Annotated in this window: 8 protein-coding genes; 4 read left to right on the top strand and 4 right to left on the bottom strand. The window is 64.8% G+C overall.

The window, feature by feature from the left end:
* The first annotated feature begins 92 nt into the window (after positions 1 to 92).
* The gene (gene ligA / locus AC0L2J_RS17455; RefSeq protein ID WP_473392422.1) at positions 93 to 2,246 is read left to right on the top strand and encodes an NAD-dependent DNA ligase LigA; all 2,154 of its coding nucleotides are present in this window, start codon (positions 93 to 95) and stop codon (positions 2,244 to 2,246) included.
* A 100-nt stretch (positions 2,247 to 2,346) separates the two neighbouring features.
* On the opposite strand, the gene AC0L2J_RS17460 is transcribed toward ligA, so the two are convergent.
* Positions 2,347 to 3,621, bottom strand: a complete 1,275-nt coding sequence (locus AC0L2J_RS17460) for a multidrug effflux MFS transporter (RefSeq protein ID WP_473392424.1) — start codon at positions 3,619 to 3,621, stop codon at positions 2,347 to 2,349.
* A 319-nt stretch (positions 3,622 to 3,940) separates the two neighbouring features.
* Entirely contained in the window at positions 3,941 to 5,770 is a 1,830-nt protein-coding gene (locus AC0L2J_RS17465) for an aminopeptidase P family protein (RefSeq protein WP_473392429.1), read from the bottom strand.
* Between the two features lie 188 nt (positions 5,771 to 5,958).
* On the opposite strand from AC0L2J_RS17465, the gene AC0L2J_RS17470 reads away from it, so the two are divergent.
* On the top strand, positions 5,959 to 6,138 hold the full coding sequence (locus AC0L2J_RS17470) for a hypothetical protein (RefSeq protein WP_473250447.1): 180 nt from the start codon (positions 5,959 to 5,961) through the stop codon (positions 6,136 to 6,138).
* A gap of 24 nt (positions 6,139 to 6,162) precedes the next feature.
* Here AC0L2J_RS17470 and AC0L2J_RS17475 read toward each other — a convergent pair whose 3' ends face one another.
* Positions 6,163 to 7,047, bottom strand: a complete 885-nt coding sequence (locus AC0L2J_RS17475) for a 50S ribosomal protein L11 methyltransferase (protein WP_473392433.1) — start codon at positions 7,045 to 7,047, stop codon at positions 6,163 to 6,165.
* 164 nt (positions 7,048 to 7,211) lie between these two features.
* Between AC0L2J_RS17475 and AC0L2J_RS17480 the strand changes: the two genes are divergently transcribed.
* Positions 7,212 to 7,367, top strand: coding sequence for a Flp family type IVb pilin (locus AC0L2J_RS17480; RefSeq protein ID WP_085349137.1), 156 nt, complete (start codon positions 7,212 to 7,214; stop codon positions 7,365 to 7,367).
* Positions 7,368 to 7,641: 274 nt separating this feature from the next.
* Here the strand turns inward: AC0L2J_RS17480 and AC0L2J_RS17485 are convergent, their stop codons facing one another.
* Positions 7,642 to 9,279 (bottom strand): phytoene desaturase family protein, encoded by a 1,638-nt coding sequence (locus AC0L2J_RS17485; RefSeq protein WP_473392437.1) that lies wholly within the window; start codon positions 9,277 to 9,279, stop codon positions 7,642 to 7,644.
* 150 nt (positions 9,280 to 9,429) lie between these two features.
* On the opposite strand from AC0L2J_RS17485, the gene AC0L2J_RS17490 reads away from it, so the two are divergent.
* A complete protein-coding gene (locus AC0L2J_RS17490) occupies positions 9,430 to 11,709 on the top strand; it encodes a spermidine synthase (RefSeq protein WP_473392441.1) in 2,280 nt (759 codons plus the stop codon).
* The last annotated feature ends 178 nt before the right edge of the window (positions 11,710 to 11,887 follow it).

Here is an 11,887-nt window from a genome sequence, read left to right on the forward strand (position 1 = left end):
CCGGAGTGTACGAAGAGCGAGCCTGGAATCTCGAGGTTCCGGGTCTGGTCCTTCGGACCATCCCGGAACGACGAGGCACAACCATAAGTATAATGACAAGAGCAGCAAAATCGAAATCAACACCGCTTCGCGACGTTGCCGGCCTCACCAAGGCGCAGGCCAAGGTCGAGCACATGCGGCTCGCGCTCGAGATCGAGGGGCACAACGAGCGCTACTACCAGGACGACGCGCCCACCGTCACCGACGCCGAGTATGACGCGCTGCGCCAGCGCTTCAACGCGATCGAGAAACGCTTCCCGGAATTCGTCAGCGCGGACTCGCCGTCGCAGAAAGTTGGTGCTGCACCATCAGGCCGCTTCAAGAAGGTGCGGCATGCCGTCCCCATGCTGTCGCTCGACAACGCCTTTGCGGAAGAGGATCTGCGCGACTTCGTCGGCCGGATCGTGCGGTTCCTGAAGCTCGACGATGACAGAATCGATTTTTCCGCCGAGCCGAAGATCGACGGCCTCTCGATGTCGCTGCGCTACGAGGGCGGTGAGCTCGTCACCGCCGCGACGCGCGGCGACGGCGCGGTCGGCGAGGACGTCACCGCCAACATCCGCACGCTCGAGGACGTGCCGCAGAAGCTGAAGGGCCGCAACGTCCCCGACATCTGCGAGGTGCGCGGCGAGGTCTACATGACCAAGAAGGCGTTCCTGGCGCTCAACGAGCGGCAGAAGGCGGAAGGCAGCACCATCTTCGCCAATCCGCGCAATTCGGCCGCGGGCTCGCTCCGGCAGAAGGATCCGACCATCACCGCCTCGCGCCCCCTCGGCTTCTTCGCTTATGCCTGGGGTGAGATGAGCGCGATGCCGGAGGGCACGCAGAGCGGCATGATCGGTTGGTTCGAGCGCTGCGGCTTCAAAACCAACCCGCTGACCAGGCTCTGTCACTCCGTCGAGGAGCTGCTGGCGTTTCATCACGCGATCGAGGAGCAGCGCGCAAAGCTCGACTACGACATCGACGGCGTCGTCTACAAGGTCGATCGCATCGACTGGCAGGAACGGCTCGGCTTCGTCTCGCGCACGCCGCGCTGGGGCATTGCCCACAAATTCCCGGCCGAACGCGCCACGACGGTGTTGCGCGACATCGAGATCCAGGTCGGCCGCACCGGCTCGTTCACGCCGGTCGGCAAGCTCGAACCGGTCGGCGTCGGCGGCGTGATCGTGCAGAACGTCACGCTGCACAACGAGGACTACATCAAGGGCATCGGCAACAAGGGCGAGGTGCTGCGCGAGGGCCGCGACATCAGGATCGGCGACACCGTCGTGATCCAGCGCGCCGGCGACGTCATCCCGCAGGTGGTCGACGTCGTTCTCGACAAGCGGCCGAAGTCTGCCAGGGAGTTCCAGTTTCCGAAGAAGTGCCCGTGCCCGCTGCATACCGACGTCGTGCGAGGAGAGACGGCCGCTGGCGAAGAGGAAGCACGCGCCCGTTGTACCGGCGAGTTCGCCTGCCCCTACCAGAAGATCGAGCACCTGAAGCTGTTCGTGTCGCGGCGCGCCTTCGACATCGACGGCCTGGGCGAGAAGCAACTCCAGTACTTCTTCGACGAGGGTTTTGTGAAGGAGCCAGCCGACATCTTCACGCTGGAAAAGCGCAATTCGAAGCTCAAGCTCGAGGACATCGAGGGCTACGGCGCAACTTCGGTGCGCAATTTGTTCGGCGCGATCGAGAGCCGTCGCAAGATTGCACTGGAGCGCTTTATCTACGCGCTCGGCATGCGCCATATCGGCGAGACCACGGCGCTGGCGCTGGCGCGCGGCTACGGCTCCTGGGACGCCTTCCACGACGCCAGCCTCAAGGTCGCCAAGGGCGACGAGGAGGCGATGGCCGAGATGGATGCGCTCGACCAGATCGGCGAGACCGTGATCAAGAGCATCGCCGATTATTTCGGCGAGAGCCACAATCGCGGCATCGTCGAGCGGCTCACCAGGGAAGTCGAGATCATCGACGCCGAGAAGCCGAAGAGCAACTCCGCAGTCGCCGGCAAGACCGTGGTGTTCACGGGCTCGCTGGAGAAGATGACGCGCGACGAGGCCAAGGCCACCGCCGAGCGGCTAGGCGCAAAGGTGTCCGGATCGGTGTCCAAGAAAACCGACCTCGTCGTCGCCGGCCCCGGCGCGGGTTCAAAGCTCGCGGAAGCCAACAAGCATGGCGTCAAGGTGCTGACCGAGGACGAGTGGTTGCAGCTGATCGGGGAGTGATGTTTTCTTCCGTCATTCCGGGGCGATGCGCAGCATCGAACCCGGAATCTCGAGATTCCGGGTTCGCACTTCGTGCGCCCCGGAATGACGACTTAAACCCTCACATCATCCCGCTCTCTTCCTCTTCCGCCTGCCCGATCAGCGTCTCGCTGACCATGATCTCGCGGCGGGGGACGACGAAGATCATCGTGCAGGCGCAGAGCAGGGAGATCGCCAGCACCGCGGCGGTGAGCGGCAGCGTGGTCGCGGAATGGCCGCCGAGATAGGCGCCGAATTGCGACATCAGCGCGCCGATGCCCTGCTGCAGGAAGCCCATCGCACCTGATGCGGTGCCGGCGGCCTCGGGACGGATACTGATCGCGCCGGCGGCCGAGTTCGCCATCACGAAAGCATTGCCGACCATCACGATCATCTGCGTGCCGAACAGCCAGGCGGGTGCCTCGTTCCAGCCAGTGAAACTCCACAGCAGGTTCAACAGGCTGCCGCAAAGCTGCAGCGCGAGGCCGAACCAGATCAACTTCTCCAACGAGTGCCTGGGCGCGAAGCGCACGCAGAGCAGATTGCCGACGAGATAGGCAAAACCCGTCGTCGCGAACCACGCGCCGTATTCGGCGCTGGTCCTGCCCATCTGCGTCACCACGATATAGGGGCCGCCGCCTGCGAAGGTGAAGATGATCTGCGAGGCCAGCACCTGGCACATCACATAGCCGACGAAGGCGCGGTTGCGGATCAGGATGCCGACATCGCCGCGAAAGCCGCTGCCGGCGGCGCGGTCTCGGCGGGTCTCGGGCAGCGCGAATGCGATGCCGACGGCGACAATGATCGCGGCGACGGTGATGGCGTAGAAGATCGCGCGCCAGCCGAACGCGGTTTCGATCAGGCCGCCGGTGAGCGGGGAGACCATCTGCCCGATCATCAGCGCCGCGACGACGAGGCTGATCATCGAGGCGACGCGATCGCGCTCGTAGATGTCGCGGATGATGGCGCGGCTCACCACCATGCCGGCGGCGCCGCCCAGCGCCTGGAAGAAGCGCGCGGCGATCAGCTGCGGCAGGGTTTCCGCGAAGATGCAGGCGACGCTGGCGACCACCATCAGCGCCAGCCCTCCGAGCAGCACTGGCCGCCGCCCGAAACGGTCCGACAGCGGACCCATGATGAGTTGCGACAGCGCGATGCCGACCATGTACAGCGACACCGTCATCTGCGCGACCGAGATGTCGCTGCCAAATGTCGTCGCCAGCACCGGCAGCGCCGGAACCAGCATGTAAAGCGAGATCGGCGCGATCCCGGTCATGACGACGAGCAGCAGCAACACCAGGCGCGAGGTCGCGAGGTTCTTCGCCGTTTCCGACGGCTTGCTGATCATGCCGTGCATGCGTGTCCGTCTCGCAGAAATTCGAATCGGACTGTAGCGCTCTCGCGCAAGACGGATATCGGCGTTTCGGAATGCGGCTATACGGATTCCGGGAGGGTGATAGTGGCGGCGCGATGATGATGATTTGGGCGCGTTTGCATGCCCCAAAACAGGTGTCATTCCCCGCGAAGGCGGGGAATCCAGTATTCCAGAGGCAGTAGTGATTGAATCGAGAGGCCGCGGCGTACTGGATGCCCCGCTTTCGCGGAGCATGACAGCTGTCGTGGAGAAGCAGCCTTGCACAAAGCGCGTGGTGCCATGCGGCTTCGCGACGACGCGTTTACGCCTTCAACTCTGCCGTGGCCTGGTCCAGCCAGGTCTTGGTCGTCGCGTCCAGCGCCGGCCGCACCTCGGCCCGGACGCGCGCATGGTAGGCGTTGAGCCAGTCGAGCTCGTCCTTGCCCAGCATGCCGACATCGATCAGCCGGCGGTCGATCGGTGCCAGGGTCAGCGTCTCGAACGCGTTCATCGATTTCTCGGCGCCCTTGATGTCGGCTGCGACCACCAGTTCGAGGTTCTCGATGCGGATGCCGAAACCGTCGGTCTTGTAGTAGCCGGGCTCGTTGGACAGGATCATGCCGCGCTTCAGCGGCGTGGTGCCGAGCTTCGAGATCCGCGCCGGTCCTTCGTGCACCGATAGATAGCTGCCGACGCCGTGGCCGGTGCCATGCTCGAAATCGACGCCGGCGGCCCAGAGATATTGCCGTGCCAGCGTGTCGAGCTGCGCACCAGTGGCGCCGTCGGGAAAGATCGCCCGCGCAATCGCGATGTGGCCGCGCAGAACGCGCGTGAAGCGGTCGCGCATCTCGTCGGTCGGCTCGCCCACGGCCATGGTGCGGGTGACGTCGGTGGTGCCGTCTTCGTATTGTGCACCTGAATCGATCAGCAGCAGATCGCCGGGCACGATCCGTCGGTTGCTCTTGCGGGTGACGCGGTAGTGCACGATCGCGCCATTCGGGCCGGTGCCCGATATGGTCGGGAACGACACATCCTTGAGCGCGCCGGTGTCGCGGCGGAATGTCTCCAGCGCCTCGACCGCATCGATCTCGGTGAGCTTGCCGCTTGCCGCCTCGCGGTCGATGAAGGCGAGGAAGCGCGCCAGCGCCACGGCGTCGCGCCGGTGCGCCGTTTGCGTGCCCTTGATCTCGGTCGGGTTCTTGACCGCCTTGAGCAGCGCGATCGGATCGCTGCCGCGCACCGGCTTGCCGCCGGCGCCCGTGATCAGCCGGCTAAGCGCGTCGGCCGCGGTCGCATTGTCGAGCGCGATCGATCCACCGCTCTTGGCGAGCGCCATCAGCGTCGGCGCCATCGCATCGGGCTCGCGCACGTCGGCGGACTGCTCGAGATGGTCGCGGGTCAGATTCGAGAGCTTGCGGTGATCGATGAAGATGGTGGGACGGCCGTCCTTCGGCACCAGCGCATAGGACAGCGGCAGCGGCGTATGCGCGACGTCGGCGCCGCGGATGTTGAAGGTCCAGGCCACGGCATGGCTGTCGGACAGCACCAACGCATCGACGCCGAGCTTGCCGATCTCGCTCCTGATCTGCGTCAGCTTCTCGGCTTCAGTCACGCCGGCATGTTGCATCCCGTGCACCGTGACCGGCGCAATCGGCGGCTGTGGCCGGTCCTGCCAGATCGCATCGACCGGATTGCTGTCGACGGCGACCAGCTCGGCACCGGCCTTGGTGCAGGCGGCGGACAAACGCTCGGCTGCCGCAAAAGTGTGCAGCCACGGATCAAATCCTAGGCGGTCGCCGGCCTTCAGGTGTGCCGACATCCAGCTTTCCGGCGGGGGATCGATCAGAGACTCCACGGCCCAGGCCCTTGAATCGACCTGCTTGGCCGCCTGGATCGTGTAGCGGCCATCGACGAAGACCGCGGCCTCGTGCGTCAGCACCACCGCCAGACCCGCCGAGCCCGTAAAACCGGTCAGCCAGGCCAGACGCTCTTCCGACGGCGGCACATACTCATTCTGCTGCTGATCGGCGCGTGGAATCACGAAACCGGTCAGCTTGCGGCGGGCGAGTTCTTCACGGAGCGCGGCCAGCCGAGCCGTCAATGCGACGCCGGCCTCGGGCTCCTCGAATGTCTGGAAGTGCGCTTCGAACATGGTGGATCACTTTAGGATCATGCGGATCAGTCCGCAATGTAGACGCATTTGAGGTCGCATCTGGCATGGACTGTGCTTGAACAAGTTCCATTCGAATTGAGTGGAGTACAGGATGCGGCAGTTGCGCTTCGTCCGGATAACAGGGAAATTCGAGCAAGTTGTTCATCTCAACGACGAGGGGACACTCGATGCCAGCGTTCACGTTTGAGAAGATTACGCCGCCGGTGCGCCGCGCTCCGACTGCGGCGACACCGAAGAAACCGCGCGGCCTCATCAACCAGATGATCGACCGTTTCGCCGAACGCCGCGCGAGGCGCGCCTCGCAGGCCGAGCGCACGATGCGCCGGGACGAGAAGGCGTCAAAGTAGCGGCATCTACGGCAGCACCCGTACTCACCCCATCTTCCGCAGCAACAGGCTGCTCCACCCCTCGATCCGCAAGTGCTTCAGAGGCACGAGGCCGCGTGCGCGGTAGGCGGCGATCACGGCGGGGACCTGGGGCGTCAACAGGCCGGATAGGATGACGCGCCCGCCAGGGGCGAGGTGGCGCGTCATCGGGCCCGCCAATTGCCGTAACGGATTGGCAAGGATGTTGGCCAGCACCAGGTCGAACGGACCGCATCTGCCGAAATCAGCCGCAGCGAAGCCGGTGGCGCCGATCACTCGCACATGGTGACCGACCTCGTTCAACAAGGCGTTCTCGGCTGCCACCTTGACCGAGGCCGGGTCGACGTCGGAGGCCAGCACCGCGCGATGCAGCGCCTTCGCCGCCGCTATCCCCAGCACGCCGGTCCCGGTGCCGAGGTCGAGCACGCGGCCGGGCCGGGTGCTTTTCAGGACATGGTCAAGCAGAAGTAAACAGCCGCGTGTGGTGCCGTGATGGCCAGTGCCGAAGGCGAGAGCCGCCTCGATCTCGATGGCGAGCTTGTTTGGCGCCACGCGGTCGCGGTCATGGCTGCCATGGACGACGAAGCGCCCGGCCGGCACCGGGACGAGATCTTCCAGGCTCGACTTGACCCAGTCCCTGGCTTCGACGGTGTCGAAGGCGAGCGTGTCCGCAATCTCATTTCCTGCTGAGGTTGCAACGAGTTCGCGCAGCCACGCCCGGTCCGGCGCGTTCGCGAAATGCAGCGCGACGTCCCACAGTCCGTTCGGCTGCTCGAAGGCGGCGACCGCCGCATCGTCCTCGAAGAACAGTTCGGTGAGGACGTCGACAATGCGCCTGGCGGCGATCTCGTTGCCGATCGAAAAACTGGCGCGATGGGTGGAGGGTTGCATTTCTCAGGGTTCCGTCCGGTTCAATTTTTGGAACTTTTGTTCCCAATTTTTCCCATAACTTGCGTTCCGGAGGTTAACCCGACCGCAGGTTGTAGGACGTAGATTTGCGGGTGTTGGGCAACCCACACAGCTCTAAATGGAATAGGAGGCGAAACTTGAAGCGCATGATTTTGAAGTTCTGGACCGACGATTCAGGTGCAACCGCAATCGAATACGGCCTGATCGCAGCCGGTATCGCGCTGGCAATCATCACCGTGGTGAACGGCCTGGGCACCACCATGAACGAGAAGTTCACTTCGATTAGCAGCTCCTTGAAGTAATTTCCGCCTTCCATTTCCCGGCGGGGCCAATTCTCCATACGACTGCTTCCGAGCCGCGCCCGTCGGGGGATTCCCCTGGCGGGCGAAGTCGTTTTTGGGGATTGGCTTGCACAGAATGCCCACAGGCTATCCGGCGGTTTTTCCGGACTTTGTCCACGGATTATCCCGCCGTTCATCCCCGGATTTTCCACCAACTTGTACCAGGCTTGGACGGGCGCAACCCACCCCTCTTTCACAGCTCTGCCAACAGTCTGTCCACAGCCCATCCACAGGCTTATCCACGGCTTCCGAACAGCGACCGGTGATCCCTCAGGATCGCCTGTGCGGCGTTGTGGCCGGGCGCGCCGGTGACGCCGCCGCCGGGGTGGGCGCCGGAGCCGCAATGATAGAGGCCCTTCACGGGCCCGCGATAATCGGCGTGGCCCAGCATCGGCCGGGCCGAGAACAGCTGGTTCAGCGTCAGCGCGCCGTGGAAGATGTCGCCGCCGAGCAGGCCGAACTGCCGTTCGAGATCGAGCGGTGACAGGATCTGGCGGCCGAGCACGCTTGTCGCAAAACCCGGCGCGTATTTGTCCACCGTGGCGATCATGAGGTCGGCGACTTCGTCGCGATGGTCGTCCCACGACTTTCCATCGGGAAGCTCCGGCGCGACATGCTGGCAGAACAGGCTCGCGACATGGTGTCCTGCGGGCGCGAGCGTGTCGTCGAGCGTCGATGGGATCAGCATTTCCACCACGGGCGCCCGGCTCCAGCCGTGCGCGCGGGCATCGAGAAAGGCGCGGTCCATGTAGCCGAGATCAGGGGCCAGGATGATGCCCGAGGTGAGATGATCGCCGTCGCCCGGCAGCGCCGTGAAGGAGGGCAGGCGGTCCAGCGCGACGTTCATGCGGAAGGTGCCGGAGCCGTTCTTCCAGTGCCGGATGCGGGCGAGGAAGTCGGCCGGCAGCGCATCGGCGGCGACCAGCCGCGTGTAGAGCAGCTTCGGATTGACGTTGGCCGCGACATATTTCGCGCGGATGGTCGTGCCGTTCTCCAGCGCCACGCCGACCGCGCGGTCGCGCTCGACGATGACCTCGCGCACGCCCGCATCGGTGTCGATCACGACGCCGCGGTCGCGTGCGGCGCGCGCCATGGCTTGCGTGATCGCGCCCATGCCGCCGATGGCGTGACCCCAGACGCCCTTCTTTCCGTTCACCTCGCCGAAGGCGTGATGCAGCATCACATAGGCCGAGCCCGCAGCGTAAGGGCTGGCATAATTGCCGACGATGGCATCGAAGCCGAACAGCGCCTTGACCAGATCATGCTCGAAACGTTCGTCCAGCATCTCGCCGGCCGAGCGGGTGAAGAGATCGAGCAGGCTGCGGCTCTGCTCCAGCGACAGCCCACGCAGGATGTTGGCGCTCTGGAATGCGTTCACGGCTTCGCGGATCGAGGCCGTGCCGAAACCATCGAGCAGGTTTGGCGGCGCGCGCAGCACGAATTGCCGGAGCACGTCGGCGATATCTTCCAGGTCGCGCGAAAACCCGTCGAGCGCATTTGCGTCATGCGTGCTCAGCCGTGCGACGGACGCCTGCGTCCGCCCCTCGCCGGTAAGGAGATAGCTGCCGTCCGCCGCGGGCAAAAAATTCTGCGCGCGCCGTTCGACGATGCGCAGGCCCTGTTCGGCCAGCTGCAAGTCACGGATCACATGCGGGTTGAGCAGGCTCACGGTGTAGGCCGCGACCGAATTGCGGAAGCCGGGATGAAATTCCTCCGTGACCGCGGCCCCGCCGACCACCTTGCGGCGCTCGACCACGCGCACGCGCAAGCCGGCCATCGCGAGATAGGCCGCGCAGGTGAGGCCGTTATGGCCAGCGCCGATGATGACGACGTCGGTTTCGCTCATGAAGGATTCAAGCTGTTCCACGGTCATTGCAGGATGGTCCGAGCGACCGGACCCGGAATGACATCTGTATATCAAGCATTTCCCTCTGCAACATCACGAGACCCTTTATTGCCCGTTCAGGCGCCTTGTGCTCCATTGCGCGCGCCCGGCGTCCGCCGGGATTATGCCGGAGCTTCCATGGATTCGATCGTGCAACCCGCCGCCACGGAGCAGCCGTCCTCGTCGCGCAACCGGCTGCTGCTGACGGTCTACACCGCCGCGATCTTCGTCAGCGCGCTGTTGTTGTTCTCGGTGCAGCCGCTGTTCACGAAGATGGTCCTGCCGCGGCTCGGCGGCTCGCCGGCGGTGTGGTCGGTGGCGATGGTGTTCTTCCAGTCGCTGCTGCTGGCGGGCTACGCCTATGCGCATGTGTTGATGCAGGTGAGGAACCGCATCGTTCCGGTGGTGGTGCATCTCCTGCTGCTGATCGCGGCCTTCGCCACGCTGCCGCTCGGCATCGCCTCCGCCTATGGCGATCCGCCCGCTTCGGGCTACGCAATCTGGCTGCTCGGCCTGTTCGTGATCTCGATCGGGCTGCCGTTCTTCGCGCTCGCCGCCAACAATCCGTTGCTGCAGGCCTGGTTCGTCCGCACCGGGCATCCTGCCGGACATGATCCCTATTTCCTCTATGCGTCCTCCAACATCGGCAGCTTCCTCGCCCTGCTGTCCTATCCGTTCCTGCTGGAGCCGATGTTCACGCTGCACACGCAGAACCGGCTCTGGACCGGCGGTTACGGCATTCTGATCCTCCTGATCGCCGCATGCGGCGTGCTGCTGTTGCGCTCGCCGAAACTGGCCATGGTCGACGCGCGAACCGAGGATTTGAATGCGCAGGCGCCCGGTTTCATGACGCGGCTGCGCTGGATATTCCTCGCCGGAGTGCCGTCGGGCCTGCTCATCGCCGTCACCGCGCACATCTCGACCGACGTTGCGGCCGCGCCCCTGCTGTGGGTGCTGCCGCTGTCGCTGTACCTCTTGACCTGGGTGGTGGTGTTCCAGTCGCGGCCGCTGCTGCCGCACAAATGGATGCTGATGCTCCAGCCGGTCGCGATCGCGGGCGTCGTCTTCCTGCTGGCGTTCGGCGGCGAGCAGAACCTGCTGCTGACGCTCGGCGGGCATCAATTGTGCTTCTTCGTCATCGCGATGGCCTGCCACGGCGAATTGGCGCGGACCCGGCCGGCCGCGAAATATCTCACCGGATTCTATGTCGCGCTGTCGTTCGGCGGCATGGTCGGTGGGCTGTTCGCAGGGCTCGTTGCGCCGTTCACATTCTCCTGGATCGCCGAATATCCGATCCTGGTTGCGCTTGCCGCGCTGTGCCGGCCGCCCGCGAACGAGCGGTTGGCGGGCATCGTCAAATGGTACTGGCTGGCGCTTGCCGCGCTCGCCGTCGTCCTCGTTGCGCCGTCCATCACGACGGGCGGGCTGTCGACCTGGTTCGAGGATCACCGGGTCTGGATGGCCGGCGGTGTCGGCGTGCTCGCCGCGCTGCTGGCGCTGGCGGTCAACGCCGATCGCTGGAAGATATTCGCCACCGTCGCGCTGGCGCTGGCGTTGATCCGGGTTTATCCGGCAGACGAAGGCCGCGTCACCACGGTGCGCAGCTTCTTCGGCGTGCATAAGATCGTGGTGACGCCCGGCGGCTATTTCCATGTGCTGATGCACGGCACCACGATCCACGGCGCCGAGCGCTTCCTCAACAATGACGGCACGCCGGTCACCGGCCGGCCCGAGCCGATCACCTACTATCACAGGGACGGCGGCATCGGTCAGGCCGTCACCGCGATCCGCGAGCGCAAGGGCGCGCCGTTGAAGGTCGCAGCGATCGGCGTCGGATCGGGCACGCTCGCCTGCGCCGCCGAGCCCCGCGAGAGCTGGACATTCTTCGAGATCGATCAGTCCATGGTCGACGCGGCAAGCGATCCGAAGAATTTCCGCTACATTTCGAGCTGCATGCCGGGCCTGAAGCCGGTGATCGGAGATGCCCGTCTCACCTTCGCGAAGGAGCCGGACGGCGCTTATGATCTCATCATCGTCGACGCCTATTCGTCGGATGCGATCCCGATCCATCTTGCGACCGAAGAGGCGATGAAGATCTACAAGGACAAGCTCGCTCCGCACGGCGCCGTGGTGATGCACGTCTCCAACCGCCACCTCGATCTCGAAACCGTCGTGGTCGGCATCGCCGATGCCAACGATCTCAAGAGCTGGGTCTACAACGAGGATTCGGGGCGCGATGGCGACTACATCTTCTCGACCGACGTCGTCATCTCCGCCCGCGAGGATGCCGACGTCGGCAGGCTCGCATCGTCGAAAGCATGGGAGCAGACCGAAGCCGACGACAGGGTGCGGGTCTGGACCGACGATTACTCCAACATTTTGGGCGCGCTGTACCGGCGCTTGCGGGACGGGGAGTAGGGACACTTCGTAGCCCGGATGGAGCGCAGCGAAATCCGGGACGTTCTTGCCTTGCGGTGAATAACGGCCCCGGGTTTTGCGGGGCGCCCAACCGGGGGAGGAATGTGGCGTCAACCCCGCCCCCCACCCCCCGGGCAGCGCCGCCCAAAATTTTGTGTTATAGTGGGGGCCGCCCCCC

This window comes from Bradyrhizobium sp. MV1.5 (assembly GCF_055807615.1).